Source organism: Pedobacter sp. GR22-10 (assembly GCF_026239715.1).
Taxonomy (GTDB): Bacteria; Bacteroidota; Bacteroidia; order Sphingobacteriales; family Sphingobacteriaceae; genus Pedobacter.
In genome coordinates this window covers 327,018-343,797 of record NZ_JAPIVR010000001.1, presented here as the reverse complement: position 1 = coordinate 343,797, position 16,780 = coordinate 327,018, and the positions used below count along the sequence as shown (strand labels likewise).

Annotated in this window: 16 protein-coding genes; 6 read left to right on the top strand and 10 right to left on the bottom strand. The window is 38.8% G+C overall.

All coding sequences use genetic code 11. The features are described 5' to 3' along the window. Window positions 1–50 precede the first annotated feature (50 nt). The 4 genes from OQX64_RS01490 to OQX64_RS01475 form a co-directional block, all read right to left on the bottom strand. Window positions 51–1,376, bottom strand: coding sequence for a rhamnogalacturonan acetylesterase (locus tag OQX64_RS01490; RefSeq protein WP_265817230.1), 1,326 nt, complete (start codon window positions 1,374–1,376; stop codon window positions 51–53). Window positions 1,377–1,563: 187 nt separating this feature from the next. Next, window positions 1,564–2,010: a hypothetical protein gene (locus OQX64_RS01485; RefSeq protein WP_265817229.1), complete on the bottom strand. Its 447-nt coding sequence runs from the start codon at window positions 2,008–2,010 to the stop codon at window positions 1,564–1,566. A gap of 395 nt (window positions 2,011–2,405) precedes the next feature. Further along, window positions 2,406–3,296 (bottom strand): SMP-30/gluconolactonase/LRE family protein, encoded by an 891-nt coding sequence (locus tag OQX64_RS01480; RefSeq protein ID WP_265817227.1) that lies wholly within the window; start codon window positions 3,294–3,296, stop codon window positions 2,406–2,408. A 78-nt stretch (window positions 3,297–3,374) separates the two neighbouring features. Then, window positions 3,375–4,049 (bottom strand): hypothetical protein, encoded by a 675-nt coding sequence (locus OQX64_RS01475; protein WP_265817226.1) that lies wholly within the window; start codon window positions 4,047–4,049, stop codon window positions 3,375–3,377. Window positions 4,050–4,084: 35 nt separating this feature from the next. Between OQX64_RS01475 and OQX64_RS01470 the strand changes: the two genes are divergently transcribed. From OQX64_RS01470 to murA, 6 genes are all read left to right on the top strand, one after another. Continuing rightward, the gene (locus OQX64_RS01470; protein ID WP_265817224.1) at window positions 4,085–5,761 is read left to right on the top strand and encodes a DNA polymerase/3'-5' exonuclease PolX; all 1,677 of its coding nucleotides are present in this window, start codon (window positions 4,085–4,087) and stop codon (window positions 5,759–5,761) included. A gap of 186 nt (window positions 5,762–5,947) precedes the next feature. Further along, complete coding sequence (locus OQX64_RS01465; RefSeq protein ID WP_265817223.1) at window positions 5,948–6,550, top strand: DUF4254 domain-containing protein; 603 nt, start codon at window positions 5,948–5,950, stop codon at window positions 6,548–6,550. Window positions 6,551–6,595: 45 nt separating this feature from the next. Beyond that, window positions 6,596–7,618, top strand: coding sequence for a glycosyltransferase family 9 protein (locus OQX64_RS01460; RefSeq protein WP_322974913.1), 1,023 nt, complete (start codon window positions 6,596–6,598; stop codon window positions 7,616–7,618). Further along, window positions 7,611–8,108, top strand: a complete 498-nt coding sequence (locus OQX64_RS01455) for a SixA phosphatase family protein (protein WP_265817220.1) — start codon at window positions 7,611–7,613, stop codon at window positions 8,106–8,108. Before OQX64_RS01460 ends, OQX64_RS01455 begins: the two co-directional genes overlap by 8 nt. A gap of 454 nt (window positions 8,109–8,562) precedes the next feature. Next, entirely contained in the window at window positions 8,563–9,255 is a 693-nt protein-coding gene (locus tag OQX64_RS01450) for a DUF4290 domain-containing protein (RefSeq protein ID WP_088300732.1), read from the top strand. A 95-nt stretch (window positions 9,256–9,350) separates the two neighbouring features. Continuing rightward, on the top strand, window positions 9,351–10,676 hold the full coding sequence (murA, locus tag OQX64_RS01445; RefSeq protein ID WP_088300733.1) for a UDP-N-acetylglucosamine 1-carboxyvinyltransferase: 1,326 nt from the start codon (window positions 9,351–9,353) through the stop codon (window positions 10,674–10,676). Between the two features lie 195 nt (window positions 10,677–10,871). On the opposite strand, the gene OQX64_RS01440 is transcribed toward murA, so the two are convergent. The 6 genes from OQX64_RS01440 to OQX64_RS01415 form a co-directional block, all read right to left on the bottom strand. Continuing rightward, entirely contained in the window at window positions 10,872–12,233 is a 1,362-nt protein-coding gene (locus tag OQX64_RS01440; protein WP_088300734.1) for a pyridoxal-phosphate dependent enzyme, read from the bottom strand. A 328-nt stretch (window positions 12,234–12,561) separates the two neighbouring features. Continuing rightward, window positions 12,562–13,656: a DNA-processing protein DprA gene (gene dprA, locus OQX64_RS01435; protein WP_088300736.1), complete on the bottom strand. Its 1,095-nt coding sequence runs from the start codon at window positions 13,654–13,656 to the stop codon at window positions 12,562–12,564. 57 nt (window positions 13,657–13,713) lie between these two features. Then, window positions 13,714–13,980 (bottom strand): hypothetical protein, encoded by a 267-nt coding sequence (locus OQX64_RS01430; RefSeq protein WP_088300738.1) that lies wholly within the window; start codon window positions 13,978–13,980, stop codon window positions 13,714–13,716. Window positions 13,981–14,112: 132 nt separating this feature from the next. Continuing rightward, window positions 14,113–15,621 carry a S41 family peptidase gene (locus tag OQX64_RS01425; RefSeq protein ID WP_265817215.1) on the bottom strand — a complete coding sequence of 503 codons (1,509 nt, stop codon included), beginning with the start codon at window positions 15,619–15,621 and terminating at the stop codon, window positions 14,113–14,115. Window positions 15,622–15,623: 2 nt separating this feature from the next. Next, on the bottom strand, window positions 15,624–16,235 hold the full coding sequence (locus OQX64_RS01420) for an HAD hydrolase-like protein (protein ID WP_265817214.1): 612 nt from the start codon (window positions 16,233–16,235) through the stop codon (window positions 15,624–15,626). Between the two features lie 2 nt (window positions 16,236–16,237). Continuing rightward, window positions 16,238–16,717, bottom strand: a complete 480-nt coding sequence (locus OQX64_RS01415; RefSeq protein WP_265817212.1) for a hypothetical protein — start codon at window positions 16,715–16,717, stop codon at window positions 16,238–16,240. Window positions 16,718–16,780: the final 63 nt, after the last annotated feature.

Here is a 16,780-nt window from a genome sequence, read left to right as displayed (position 1 = left end):
CTGACGAAGTTCCTCCCTTCATATGGCTACCTCAATTCGCAAGCCGGTATTTAGTTTCCGTCAGGCTTAATCAAGCTGCTTTTCGGACTTTCAGGCCACCTCCAGCTCATCGGATCATCTGGCTGAGCTGGATCAAAAGTTGGCAAATCATTTATCAGATATTTCACTAATCCTAATTTTTGCTGTTGAATGCCAAGCACCACACATCTGGCAATTTCATAAGCCCCGAAGGGGTTAAAATGGGTATTGTCAGCCAAGGCTTTATCTTGTCCGGGATAACGGTTTGCCGGGTAATGCACAAAGGCTTTTTTAGATTGTACTTCTCCCATGGCATTAAATAAACTGGTGGTCATGGCATTTAAATCAATTAAAGCCACATTTTCAGCTGCTGCTACTTTTCTGGCGGCATCCGGAAAATCGCCCAAAGTATTTTGAATTTTACCTTCCTGATCAAATGATCTTCTGCTGGTTGACGTTACAATTACCGGAATCCCACCTTTCTTTCTGGTTTCCGCAACAAACGTTTTAAGCCTTTCGGTATAAGATTGATAAGCACCATCGTGAGCACCCTTCTCTTTTTGGTCATTATGCCCGAATTCGATAAATAAATAATCACCCGGTTTCATTACACTCAAGATTTTGCTTAGCCGCCTGCTGCCGATAAATGAGCCCAAAGTTAAACCAGATTCTGCATGATTGGCAATGGCTACGCCGGGTTTAAAAAACCGCGGAATCATCTGACCCCAGGAGGCCCAGGGTTCATCATCCTGGTTTACTACAGTAGAATTTCCCGCCAAAAATACCGTGATCTGATCATCCACTTTGGTAAGTTCCATGGTCTTCAGCACCGTATGCCCGTCAAATTCCAGTGTAAGCTTATCATCCCAATCCAGTTTAGTAAGTTCACGAGGTTTTAAAGCAACCATCTGCCCTGCTGCAATATTCCTGTTTTTAATATTCACGATAAAAGTCTTGGTGACGAACTCCCCCTGCTTTGTTTTCACTTCCGCCAGCATTAACCTGCGCGATTCAGCCTTAACTGTGCTGGCAGTAGCATCATTTGCATCTCCCATGGTTAAGGTTACCCGGTAATTACCCTCAGGCACTGCTGCTGAAAAATAGAAAGGTTTTTCGCTTTTTATACCGCTGCCTGGAAAAGCTTTTTTACCACTATACTTTACAGCTTGAACCACCGAGCCAAAATCAAAGCCATATTGTCCATTACTTTCAAAGCTGGTTTCAGGTAAAACATGCACATCACCTTTTAGGCCTTTTTCGGCTCCAAAGTCAAATCTCCAATGCGTTTGCTGTGCAAAAGAAGTGCCCGAAAGCAGTGTGAACAGAACCATTTTTAGCAACGCAGACTTTGTATTCATAGGAAATCAGAATATTTTAAAATGAATGCCAAAACATTTACTGCTCATAAAATTGCCTGCGGATATACACATAGATGACCATTAATGAAACAGATTGGTTCTGGCTTAAGCCAAAGCTTAACACGCAAATATCCCAAAACTCATACATTAAACCATCCTGTGCCAACCTGTAACGGCTAAGGATACTTTACAGCATATTGATGATACTGTGGTAGTAAACACTTGACTGGGCGGGCTGGTCTTGTTCAAAGGCCATTAATGCAAACTTTACTTTATGCACTTTCTTCCGGCTTAGATTCAGTTTAGTGTAAGGGATAAAAATAAATAATCCATCATTAATACTCGGGCTTATTGAAGTAGCTTGATTGGCTGTTGAAATTTTTCCGTTATCACAGCAATAAAAGTTAGTAAAACGTGTCAGTTCCTTTCCATTTTCTAGATAAAAACAGGTATTAAATAACAGATCTCCGGCATTATTTTTCCGCCAATGAAATTTAGGATATATTTTCATTCCTTTTTCCGCATGATAAACCGCATCGTATACCACCTTAGCCGTTAATGCTTTATGCTTTTGTTGGGCATTAACCCTTGTAATCAGAAACAGGAAGATAAATAAAGACAATAATGGTTTCATAATCAGATCATTTCATACGAAACTACCTAAGGTGAAGTGCAATCAAACCACTCTTACCCATTATGATCAAAAATAGTATAACCTGCTTCACAGAATTCTACAGAATTACACACCTTTAAGCACCTTATTTTGATATTGTTTACATCCATTCCGGCATGACCTGTTGGTACAGGGGCCAATCACCTTAAATAAGAATTTTCAAGACGGGAATTGAAAATAAAAAAGCCCTTCAATCCTGAAAGGGCTTTTTTTAGTTGTCTATCCCTATAAGTAGGAACCCAAAACTAAATAATCACTTTAATATTTAAGGGGTCTGAATAAACTGAACAGGAATAAATTCAGTTCATTTTTAGCACTTCAACTGAATAAGGCTGAAACAACAAAATAACACCCTGTTATTCAACGCCTTTCATATTGGTTTTTATCATATAAAGCGACTTTGATGCCGTAATAAAAAGTATGTTGCGGTCTTTTCCTCCAAAACAAATGTTCCCGCACCAGTCTTCCGGAACATCAATATGTCCGATTTTTTCGCCATCCGGTTGGTAAACATCAACCCCTTTTCCTGTAATGTAAATATTTCCGGCATTATCTAAAGTCATTCCGTCTGAGCCTTGTTTAAAAACCAGTTTCCGGTTAGCTAATGATGCATCAGGATTAATGTCATAGCGATAGGTAACACCGGCTTTTATATCAGCAATATAAAGAAACCTGCCGTCAGGTGTGCCTACAATACCATTCGGACGCTCAAATCCTGCGGCAGCTATCTGAGCGGTCTTTTTACCCTTAGCCAGATAATACACTTTCTCGCCATCCAGTGCTGATGATTTTCTCGTCCAGTAATCACGCTGATAATAAGGATCGGTAAAATAAATTCCACCTTTGGCATCAATCCAGAGGTCATTCGGACCATTTACTTTTTTCCCTTCAAAATCAGAGAATAAAACCTTCACCTTTTTATTCCGGTCAACTGACCAGATCTGGTTATCTTCATCGGCACAAACAATCAGGTTGCCTTTTTGATCAAAATAAGTTCCGTTTGCCCGGCCTGATTTTTCCATAAACAGACTCAGCTTTCCATTGGTGTCATATTTCCAGATGTGATCATTGGGTTGATCAGTAAAAAAAACATTACCCTGCCGGTCGACTGAGGCACCCTCGGTAAACTTAAACTGTGCCGAAATCAACTTTAAACTATCCTGTACCAAAATAGGGCGGGTGGTCTGCGCAACTGCCGAGGAATAAATAACGGTTGTAACTAAGAGGATTAAATAAAACTTTTTCATAACATCATATTGAGGCTGCAAAGAGCAGATTAATTTTGATGCCTGCAAATAAAACAACCATTAATATTTTTCAATACCCTAATTGATCGGCTTCCAATCCGGATGTAAAGTCAAATAGGTATTGTTCAGGGGCTGATTAGCCGGATGAATCGTTAGCGCAATACTTTTTCCGTTCAGGAACTCGAAACTGATGCCATCCTGCATGGAATCATATATCACAACGGTATCCTGCTTTTCATTGAGGTACGAAGCCATTTGCTTCATGCCCGGAAATTTCAGTTGCGTATCATTTAGACTTCTACCTGTCGAAAATCCGTCCCTTGTTTTAAACTGGCTGGCAGTAATCCGGATTTGCTTTACCTCCTTTATCCGCATACTGGTATCACGATAAGCAGAATAGATGGCCACTTCATTGCGTTTTCCATGCGTTGAATCCCGACTGTACCAGATACCCCAGGCTTTGCCCATTGCAGCATCGCTTAGATCGGCTTTTCCTAAAAGTTTAGCCACCACCTGCACATCATCACCCAAAGAAATTTCTCCTGATGAACGGCCCGGAACAATCAAGAATTTTTCTGCAATTTTAATCTTTCCTTCATCTTTTACAGTTTCGGCCACAGCACTTACCTCCGCTTTGCGGTTGGATGTACAGGCAAACAGGCTTAGGCTTAAACCCAGGAAGATCATTTTATAAAGTTTCATCACTGAAGAACAATGCCTTACAAATTCTGTTTGAAAAATTGCCGCCCCCATGAGTTTTAGCGCAATATTTTCTAATTTTACCCCTTATGGAAAATAAAACCATTGCCCGCACGCTACGCTTTTTATCGCAGTTGATGGAGCTGCATGAAGAGAATCCTTTCAAAATAAAATCAATAGCCAATGCTTATTTTAAAGTAGATAAATTGCCTTTTGCTTTAAAAGACAAACCATTGGAAGAAATTGATCAGATTGAAGGGATTGGTAAAGGACTGGCATCAAAAATAACCGAGCTGCTGCAAACAGGTGAATTAAGGGAACTGAATAAACTGATACAGCAAACACCTGAAGGTGTGATAGAAATGTTGGGTATTAAAGGTATCGGACCAAAAAAAATTCTGATTATCTGGAGAATACTTGGCATTGAAAGCATTGGTGAGTTGTATTATGCTTGTAACGAAAACCGCTTAATTGAGGCTAAAGGTTTTGGTTTGAAAACCCAGGAAGAAATCAAAAATGCCATAGCGTTTAAACTGGCAGCGAACGGCAGATTTCTTTATGCTCAGGTAGAAGGCTTTGCCAACACGCTGTTTACACAGATTTCTGAATGGCTGATTAACATAGATAACCATTCGCTACTGGGATTTGCAGGGCAATACCGCCGGGCCTGTGAAATTATTGATGAGCTGGAATTGGTAATTGGAGCTGAAAACATGGAAATTGTAGCCGGACAATTAACATCTTTTGGGCCACTATCGCTTATTGCTGGTGATGAAGCTTTTATTACCACTACTGAAGCTGGTTTAAGAATTAAAATCTTCCTGGTAAATAAAGCTGATTTTTATCTGGAATGGTTTAAACTTACAGGAAATCCTGAGCATGCAAAAAAAGTACTTACACTTGCTGGTGATGGTCCTTTTGCAAACGAGAATGAAATTTACAGCAAAGCCGGACTCTCTTATATCGAACCCGAACTTCGAGAAGGTTTTGATGAAATTGAACTGGCTAGAGCTGATCAGCTGCCTGTTTTAATCACTGATAAGGATTTGAAAGGCAGCCTGCATAATCACTCAACCTGGAGTGATGGTGTTCATACTTTGGAACAAATGGCTGTGTATTGCAAGGATGTATTAAATCTTCAATACCTTGGTATCTGCGATCACTCCAAAACGGCGGTTTATGCGAAGGGCTTAAATGAACAAAGGGTATTTGGCCAGCATCAGGAAATAGACGAATTGAATCAAAAACTGGCTCCGTTTAAAATATTTAAAGGCATTGAGAGTGATATTTTAAGTGATGGTTCTTTAGATTATTCAGACAATATTTTAAAAACATTCGATTTTGTAGTGGCATCGGTTCACAGTAACCTGCGGATGGATGAAGCGAAGGCAACAACTCGTTTGTTGAAAGCTATTGAAAATCCATATACCACCATTTTGGGGCACCCCACCGGACGTTTGTTATTAAGTCGTGCAGGTTATCCCATCGACTATAAAAAAATCATTGATGCCTGTGCAGCCAACCAGGTGGTGATTGAAATTAATGCAAATCCGCTTCGCCTGGATTTAGATTGGCGCTGGCATCGCTATGCCCTGGAGAAAGGTGTGCTACTTTCGGTAAATCCCGATGCACACCGAACAGATGGTTTCCATGATACACGTTATGGAATTCTGGTTGCCCGAAAAGGTGGACTAAGCGCAGACAAATGCCTGAACGCTTTTTCTTTGGAAGAAATAACCGCATATTTTGATGGAAAAAAAAGATAACCGTCTTTAGTCTTTAGTCTTTAGTCTTTAGTCTTTAGTCTTTAGTCTTTAGTCTTTAGTCTTTAGTCAAAAGTTAAACCTCCTTTATTTGTTTTAATCTTTTCAAATTAAATTTGTGTCATCATGCCGAAGGGATCTGTGTAATCACTCCGTAGGTAATCATCCTAAATTTAATATCTTTGCTACATGATCAGTGAAATTGCCAACCGCATATTTAATCAGGTTATTACCGATTACCATCAATTTGACGATATCGACTACCCAGTTGAAAATCCTTACGATGCTGAAAGCCTTGAACATCTTTTATATGTTAAAAACTGGATTGATACCGCACAATGGCATATGGAAGATGTAGTGCGCAACCCCAATATTGATCCTGCTGAAGGCTTAAGCTGGAAAAGACGGATTGATGCACAAAATCAGGTACGTACGGATATGGTTGAATTTATAGATGGCTATTTTCTGAATCTTTACCGCGGAATTACAGCTTTGCCTGATGCGAAAATCAACACGGAAAGCCCGGCATGGGCCATTGACAGGCTTTCGATCCTGGCGCTGAAAATTTACCACATGCAGGAAGAGGCAGAACGAGAAACGGCATCAGCTGAACACCGTGAACAATGCCAGGCCAAGCTGAATATTCTATTATCTCAACGTGAAGATTTATCGACCAGTATTGATCAGTTACTGGCCGATATTGAAGCTGGAAAGAAATACATGAAAGTATATAAGCAGATGAAAATGTATAATGATCCGAGTTTAAATCCGGTGTTGTATAATAAAGCGTAGTTCCAAATCGTCATTGCGAGGTATCAATAAAAGCCAATGTCATCAATGGAAAAAATTATCGTTTTACGCTTTTCAGCCATGGGCGATGTGGCAATGGTGGCTTCGGTATTGAAAGAATTTGCTGCACAAAACCCTGCGGTTGAAATCATCATGGTTAGTCGAGCGGCATTTAAACCATTTTTTAATAAAATAAAAAACCTCACTTTCCATACCATTCAACCTGAAAATACCCACAAGGGCCTTTTGGGCTTGTTCAAACTTTTTAAAGAACTTCAAAAATATAAGCCTGCTGCTATAGCCGATTTGCACGACAATTTAAGGAGCAGATTCATATCAGCATGTTTTCGTTTTACAGGAATAAAAATTAAGAGGATTGATAAAGGAAGGGCCGAAAAAAAGGCACTAACACGTTCAGTTAATAAAATTTTTAAGCCACTCCGCCAAACGGTAGAACGTTATGCAGATGTTTTTCGTGAACTGGGCTATCCGATTGAATTAACGCATAAGATAAATCGCAAACCGCAGTTATTACCTGCAAATGCGGAATACTTGTTTCGTAATCCACTGCAAAAAAAGATAGGCATCTCCCCTTTTGCACAGCACATTTACAAGGTTTATCCTTTAAAAAAAATGGAGAAAGTGATTGCGCTGTTAAGCGCATCAGGCCATGAACTTTTCATTTTTGGCGGAGGAAAATCTGAACAAGCCATTGCAGAAAATTGGGCAAAACATAATGCAAACACACATAATTTAATCGGAAATTTCAGCCTGACGGAAGAACTTGCGATCATTTCAAATCTGGATTTAATGTTAAGTATGGATTCGTCGGGTATGCACATGGCATCCCTGGCTGGTGTTCCAGTCGTTTCAGTATGGGGCCCGACACATCCATATGCCGGTTTCTTAGGCTATGGGCAGTCTATAAACAATTGTGTGCAGGTTGATCATCCGATGCGGCCAAATTCAATTTACGGAAACAAACCCTGTATGTGCGGTGTTGAAAGTTGTATGGACATGATTGACCCACAAAGCATTGTAAACAAAATTAAAGAGAACTTAAATGGCTAAGCAATTATTGTTGGTTCGGCATGGGAAATCCGATTGGGGGAATTTAGATTTAAAAGACTTCGATCGCCAACTCAATAAACGTGGTAAAGAAAATGCGCCTGAAATGGCAGAACGCTTGTTAAAAAGAGGGTTCAAATTTGATTTGATGGTAAGCAGTCCTGCTAAACGGGCGAAATCTACTGCAAAGTTTTTCGCTGAAGCCTATCAGTTTGATCAGATTCAGTTTGAAGCGTCCATTTATGAAGCCAATACCCAGGCACTTTTAAAGGTGATTAACAGTTTAGATGATGATGCAAATACCGTTATTATGTTTGGACACAACCCAGGTTTTACCGATTTGGCAAATGCATTAAGCGATGCTGATATTTATAATATTCCAACTGCCGGAATGGTACTGATTTCTTTTCCTTTTGATTCATGGGCAATGGTGAGCAAAGGCACCGGAGACCTGGTGTTTTTTGATTACCCAAAGAATAGTGATGAAATGTAATTCCTGATTGCCACTGAAACACAGCGTACATGGAAAAATTAAAGAAGTTGTTACTTTGATCTTCGTATTGAAGGAACTTTTCTAGTTCACTGATACAAGCCGTTCATTTTCAATAACCTTTACATTTCGCTGTGCTTCTGCCGGGAGGGCGATGCAACAGGTTCAAAAGAACCAATATCTTTGTTAAATAAACCTGATTGCAATGGAAAGCCCCAATTTTTCATTGGGCTTGTAATGAAAAGCAGGACTAAAAAATCAAAAGCACTACTGAGCCTACATTTACAAAAAAATAAGAAATCCCATTAATTTTACTACAATTGTTATATTTTGCTATCTTTGAATATAAATAACGAAAGTCCGGCAATAGACATTTCGGTGAATTCATAACCTCATCTCCTCCTGGTTATTTCATAATTCGTATCGCCGGAAGATTGATCCATTAAATTATCTATACATGAATTTTGATTATAATACGACGCGCAGTCACCTGATTTTATCAGAATATGGCCGCAACGTTCAGAATATGGTAAAGTACATTTGCGAATTACCCACCATTGAAGAACGCAATAAATATGCCCAGGCAGTTATCGACCTGATGGGATTCTTACAACCACACCTGCGTGATGTGGCCGATTTTAAGCATAAACTCTGGGATCACCTGCATATCATCTCTGGCTATCAGATTGACGTAGAAAGTCCTTACCCAAAGCCGCTTCCTGAAAATGCTTTTAAAAAACCAGAGCCGCTTCCTTATCCGCAGCAACGCATTACCTATAAACATTATGGTAAAACGGTAGAAAACCTGATTGAGAAAGCCATGCGCGAAGAAAACCCTGAAAATAAAAAAGCCATGGTTCAGGGAATTGCCAACTTTATGAAAATGGCTTATGTTACCTGGAATAAGGATAATGTGAGTGATGATACCATTATTAAAGATTTAAAATACCTTTCAGGAGGATTATTATCGCTGGATGAAGGTGTAAATCTCGCAAAAGTTGAATTCAGGGCACAGAATCCACGCCAAAATAACAACAATAATAACAACCGTGGAAGAACAAATAACAACAACGGAAAAAACCGCCAGAACAATACCAATAATAACAATAACCGCGGAAGAACAAACAACAACAATAAACCAAAATATTAAAGGAAAGGTAAAAGGCGGAAAGTGAAAGGAAAAAGGTTATAGATCTACGCCCACACTGATTGCTTGAGAATCGATACAAAATACTATAAAAATATATGAACGCATTTGAAATAACAGGCGGAATTAAATTAAAAGGCGAAATTACCCCACAAGGCGCTAAAAATGAAGCTTTGCAGATTTTATCGGCCGTATTGCTTACCGAACAAAAGGTAACCATCAGCAATATTCCAGATATTAAAGACGTAAATAAGTTAATTGAATTACTAGGCGATTTAGGTGTTTTAGTGGAACGGATTAATAAAGACACTTATACCTTTGAAGCTAAAAATATTAATTTAAACTTTTTTGAATCTGACACTTTTAAAGCTAAAGGTGGTGGTTTACGTGGTTCCATCATGATTGTAGGTCCGCTATTGGCCCGCTTTGGCAAGGCCGCCATACCTAAGCCCGGAGGCGATAAAATTGGCCGGAGAAGATTGGATACACACTTTATCGGTTTCGAAAAATTGGGTGCCAAATTTGTTTACGACAGCAAAAAAGCCTTTTTTAACGTTGATGCCACCAACCTGCAAGGCGCCTATATTTTATTGGATGAAGCATCAGTAACCGGAACGGCAAACATTGTGATGGCCGCAGTTTTGGCCAAAGGAACAACCACCATTTATAATGCAGCCTGCGAACCTTATTTGCAGCAATTGTGCAAAATGCTGAACCGCATGGGCGCTAAAATTTCGGGTATTGGCTCCAATTTGTTAACCATTGAAGGTGTTAAAGTTTTAGGTGGAACGGAACACCGGATGTTACCTGATATGATTGAAATCGGATCTTTTATCGGTATGGCAGCGATGACAGAATCAGAAATCACGATCAAAAATGTGTGCTATGATGAGCTTGGCGTTATTCCTGAAGTATTTAAGAAATTAGGTATTAAATTGGAGCGCCGCGGTGATGATATTTATATTCCGTCTCAAAAACACTATGAAATTGACACCTTTATAGATGGTTCGATTTTAACCATTGCCGATTCCCCGTGGCCTGGTTTTACGCCAGATTTATTAAGTATCGTTTTGGTGGTGGCTACACAAGCGAAAGGAAATGTGCTTATTCACCAGAAAATGTTCGAAAGCCGTTTATTCTTTGTGGATAAACTAATTGATATGGGTGCACAAATTATTCTTTGTGATCCGCACCGTGCAACGGTTAATGGTATTGATAAAAAATATAAACTTCGTGGAATCAGCATGACCTCTCCTGACATCAGGGCTGGTGTTTCCTTATTGATTGCAGCGCTTTCTGCAGAAGGTAAATCAACCATTTACAACATCGAGCAGATTGAACGTGGTTACCAGGATATTGATACGCGTTTACGTGCCTTAGGTGCACAAATAAAACGCGTAAATGCGGATGCACCAAGTCATTAGAAAGCCGAGGGTTTAAGGTAAAACCCACCGCTAAAGCATCGATTAAAAAAAAGCCCAGGTAAAAATTTTACTCGGGCTTTTTTTTGTTCTCGTCCTTGCGAGGAGGTACGACGAAGCAATCTTACAATGATCGCTATTCGAAGCCTAAAGCACTAAGATCCCTTCCGTAACTCGGAATAACGATTTTTTTCTGTTCTACCCAGAAATCGCATTGATAATATCATATTGTGTAATAATCTCAATCTTACCGGATGCATCTTCAACCAAAACAGCAGAGTTTTCTTTATTAATTAATGATGAAATTTTATCAATTGAAGTATTCAAATCAACAAAAGGAAAAGTAGCGGTCATAATTTCTGAAATCGGTGCCGATTTCAAACCTGGATTTTCGAGTAATGCGGTTAAAATATCACTCTCTGCAATTTTACCTACAATCATGCCCTGCTGTGTTACCGGAATCTGAGAGATATTCATTGATTTAATGGTATTGATCGCTTCTAAAACAGATTTCTGTGTATCAAGCGTCACAATCTCTGTAGATTCTTTCTTTGCGATGATTGATTTTGCCGTCAGTTTTTCATCCTGTAAAAACCCACGTTCACGCAGCCAGTCTTCATTATACATTTTACCCATATAACGACTGCCATGATCATGAAAAATCACGACTACCACATCTTCTGGTTTTAATTTATCCTTTAACTGAATTAAACCACCGATGGCTGCTCCTGCTGAGTTTCCTACAAAAATCCCCTCTTTGCGGGCAATATCGCGGGTCATTAAAGCTGCATCCTTATCCGTAACCTTTTCAAATAAGTCGATGACATCAAAATTGACGTTTGCCGGCAGAAAATCCTCTCCAATTCCTTCGGTGATATAAGGATAAATTTCATCCTTATCGAAAATGCCGGTTTCCTTGTATTTTTTAAAAACCGAGCCATATGTATCTATTCCCCAGATTTGTATATTAGGATTCTTTTCTTTTAAATATTTACCCGTACCGGAAATGGTGCCACCGGTACCTACACCAACTACGAGATGGGTAATTTTACCTTCTGTCTGCTCCCAAATTTCCGGACCCGTTTGCTCATAATGCGCCTGAGAATTGGCCAAATTATCATACTGATTGGGTTTCCATGAATTGGGTACTTCACGCTCCAGACGAGACGATACCGAATAATAAGAACGCGGATCTTCAGGCTCAACATTGGTAGGGCAAACAATTACCTCAGCACCAAAAGCACGCAAAGCATCAACCTTTTCTTTCGATTGCTTATCTGTGGTAGTGAAAATACATTTATAGCCCTTAATAATGGCGGCCATGGCCAAGCCCATTCCGGTATTACCTGAAGTACCTTCGATAATGGTTCCACCTGGTTTTAATTTACCACTACGCTCTGCATCTTCAATCATCTTAACCGCCATACGATCTTTGATTGAGTTGCCTGGATTAGTCGTTTCTATTTTGGCTAAAATTGTACCCGGAACATTCTTTGTTATTGTATTTAATTTTACCAAAGGCGTATTGCCAATGGTTTCTAAAATATTATTGTACCACATGCAACAAATTTAAGCAAAGGCATTAAGGATTTTACCATCTATATTTTATTTGAAACATAATTTTAAAAACAATGAATAAATAGAATTAAATTCTAAAAACTACAATTTACATGGGCTTTATAGATTGAATATTGGGTGAAATACAATTGCAACTTTTATTTGCTATAGATTATATGTGTTTGTTTTAGTCCACCGGTAAATTTTATAACATCGTCTGACAGTTATGGTTCTGCGTTAATCATCTGAGTTTGCGTGAGTTTATATAAATCATCAGATAATATTTTTTGGCCGCGAATTTTCGATGATCACCGTTCGAAAACATTAAAAATTATGCCAACTTATAAACCTTCCCGGGTAATGAAATGATAATTCCCTGCATTTCCAGCGTGAGCATTACAATCGCGAGCTTACTCTGCTGGAGGTTGGTAACAATTGAAATTTCGTCAATTGCCATCTGACCATTTTGCAGCAGATCAACCACTTTCTGCTCATTTGCCGTGAGGTTAATTTGCAAAGTAGTCTGGGCATTTTTTTTCTTTTCCTTTACCTCATTATCCCAGCCCAGGTAATAGATTAAATCATTTGCACTATTAATCAATCCGGCGCGGTTAGTTTTGATCAGGAAGTTACATCCTTCGGAAAAAACATCATTTGTTCGTCCGGGAAAGGCATAAACATCCTTATTATAAGAGTTTGCAATTTCAGCAGTTATCAAAGCGCCGCCTTTAATGGATGCTTCAACCACAATGGTTGCATCAGCAATACCTGCAATAATCCGGTTACGCTGCGGAAAATTGGGCCGATCCGGATTGGTTAATGTTGGAAATTCTGAAAGCAAACCACCATTCAAAACCATTTTCTGCGCAATGCTTTTATGTATCTGCGGATAAAGTCTGTCAAGGCCATGCCCCAACACCCCTATGGTTGCCATTTTATTGGAAATACATTCTTTATGTGCCGTTACATCAATACCATAAGCCAATCCACTTACAATTAGAACCTGATAAGGAGCCAGCACTTCACAAAGCTGCCTGCATAAAGCCTTTCCGTAGTCGGTGGCATTTCTCGCGCCTACTATGCTGATAATACGTGGATGATTAAGATCTGCCTTGCCTTTAAAGTAAATCAGGATGGGGGCATCGAAACAGTTTTTTAATCTTCTGGGATAATTTTCATCCGTAAAAAATAAAACTTCTATGCCATGACGCTCCACAAACAGTAATTCCTGCTCAGCTCTTTTCAGAGCATCAGTATTTAAGATTGCATCAACAGTTTTCTCTCCAATCCCAGGTATCTGAAGCAGCTGTTTCCGGCTTGCTGAAAATACGGCCTCAGCACTGCCACAATAGGCCAGTAGGTTTTTAGCCATTACCGGACCTATAGATTTGATAAAAGTTAAGGCGATTTTATGAATCGTACTCATTTCATTTCAGGTTAAGGTAAATAAATGCGGGATGATTTATTGGCCTTAAGATTTAACCTAAAATTCGATATCAATCAGGCTTTTGAGTGGGATGTGAATATTATTTTTAAGTTGAATATATTTTTCTGTTACAGACCAGACAGTGGTATCTACCCTTTTTGGCCCTATTGTCGTGTTAAATGTAATGATCGCTTTTGATTTAAATTCATTCCCCAACCGCTGAGCTTCATTAAGTCTTGTTTTCAGGGTTGTGGTTTGATCTTCTTTTGCTTCGATAATGTTTAAATAACCTATATGTTCTTTCGCTATAATCTCTATTGACATAATTGCTGCTGACTAATAATATTAAACAAGCTTATTAAATTTTAGCAGAAAAAACAAGCCCAAAAGTGCATTTAATATCATATTTAAGAAAATCCGGAAATTATTCTCAGCCAGCTATTCTTATTTTGATATTTATTTCAACGTCAACTTTCTGGTTTCCACCATACCTTTAAACTCATGGTTTAACTGCTCATTGTTATGATCAATCGATGTCCTGGAAACACCAGATGTACTACTCAATGTATTTTCTTTTAAGATTGAAGTAAAACTTCCTGTAGCTGAATAATTAAGGGCCTGTGCCAGTAAACTTTCTGATGCATCACCAAAATCCTTTGTTAAATCATCAGCAATGTCCTTATCTACAACCATTCCATCGAAATAATCGCCAAAGTCTGCCTGATTTTTAGTCTGGAACTGCGGAATGTACAAATCATTTTTATCTATGCGAAGTGAAAAGAACCCTACAGGCTTGCCATAGGTTTTACGGCCAATTAACTTTACATCCATTACAGGTTTCAAATTATTAATTAATAATTCACTGGCAGAGGCTGTTCCACCGGTGACCAGAAAATATACCCTGGAGATACCATTAAGCGTTCCGCGCTTTTTGAAAAACTCCTGATTGCCCGAAGCTGCAATAGGCTTATAATCATAATCAAACATGGAATACAAACGTTTTACACCATCTGAAGTCGTTTGATAAAACTTTTGATTCTGAAGTATGGTCGCCTCTTTATCCTGCATGGTTTTGGTCCAATATGTAGTGTACATGATTTTTCCATTTTGTGCAGACGGAGCAATTAAATTGGTAAATGCTTCAGAGGTAGCCACAGATCCGCCACCATTATAACGCAAATCAACAACCAGTTCATTAATTCCATCCGTAGCGAATTTACTGAACACCGCATCAAGCAAAGGAACGGAGTTTGTGGTAAAACTATTAAACACCACATATCCTATCTTTTTTGCACCAACGGTATAAGTATTGCTAAACAATATGGGGTTGATGTTGTAAGAACCCCGGTTAATAACCAGATTTTGAACCGTTTGGTCTGCCTTTGTGATGGTTAGAGAAACCGATGCATTATCACCGAAAACGCCATCATTAATATTATCAATATCAGATTGGCTTGTTCTTAAAGTAGTTCGACCATTCACTTTTGTAACGACATCGCCTCTTTTTAAGCCTGCAACTGCTGCCGGAGAGGTTGCATAAACATATTTTACCCGTAAAATGTTGGCTCCGTCATAATTCACAGAAAATCCGTAATCGCCGCTCACTCCGCCCAGTTCTCCGGCAACTGTACCATCATCAATAAAAGAATATTTATCCTTTCCACCTGTGCTGGGTAAGGCCTTCAAGGCTGCTAAAACCTGCTCATTGCTGCTGTACTTTCTAGGATTGAACCCATCATAAGAGGGCATCCCGATGTTCCAGAAATAGGTTTGCTTCGCATATAAAAAAATTGAATCTTTTGTTAACGCCTCCCGGTTGGTTGTCGGCGTCTGGAGGGTATTGGCTTCTTTGGTTTGACCTGGAGATTCATCTGCAGGGTTATTTTTTTTACAAGAGGTGATTAACCCGAAGGACATCATCAGAAAACACAAAATATTTTTTTGCGAATAAACTTTTTTCAGCATACTTATTTGAAAATTTCAAGTGACCTAATATACGGCAAATTAACAATTTTAGATTGTTGCGCATCAAAATTATTTGCACCGATAACTAACGCATCATCAGCTAATAAATTATTGTCGTTTAGGATGTTCTGAAAAATTTCTGATTTCTGCTGTTTCAATTCATAAGTAAAATAAACGGTGAGGTATTGCTCCAGTCCGTTCCATTCGATTTGCTTAATTTTATTCAGTTGCTGCTCTAGATCGCCCGCTGTAACAATAAAGATTTTTTTCCTGTTTACCACCAGTTCCTGCATCAAATCTAATATCGTTTGATATAATAATAATTTTAAAGGTAAACGGGCATTTTGGTGCAACAGCTCAAAATTATACTTGTATTTTGAATCAAGTCCAAATTGATTGGCTGTTTTATCAAAAAGGTCTTTCACGCCATTTTGTTCAAATTCTCCTCGTAAAAAGGCTAAAGTGGCCCCTGCATCCTTTTGCTCGCTATATTCTATAAATTGAGCAAACAAATAATAAACCTGCAACAGATAATCTTTTTCCGGAAACAAAACATCATCCAATTCAAAAATGACTGCTTGTTTGTTTTTTAAAATTGCTGCGATATCCATCATTGCTAAACCGTAAAAAGTTTTAATTCATCATCCGGAGCGTTGTAGCCAAACACACCATTCAATTCATCTTCACGACGGATAAAAATTTCTCCCCCGCTTGAAAAAACACATTCACCATGAATGAATACGGCAAAGTTTTTAAAGGTGTTTTTTTCGGGAGAGCGGAACAAATCGATCAGCTCCGGTTGTGGTGCTAAAACCTGAATGCCATATTCGCCAAATAACACCGCAGATTTGGCCAGTGGCTCCACCTCATAATCATGCAACGGAATAATACTATCAATTGATTCTGTAATGCAAAAATTAAGTAAGAGATGTGCGATACTATCCCGATTAAGTAAGCCCAGCGTGGTAAAAGCATAATTTTCGGTGATGACGCCCGGTACATCGCCATAATCGGCCAGTAATACAAAATGATTTGGGAAGGCTTTTAAAAGCTTTAATGCTTTTGCACTGTTTCCGCCTGTGATCAGTATTTTCAAAATTTATAAATAAGATTGAATAAATGAATAAGTGAAAAAATGATTGAATGAATGAATGAATGA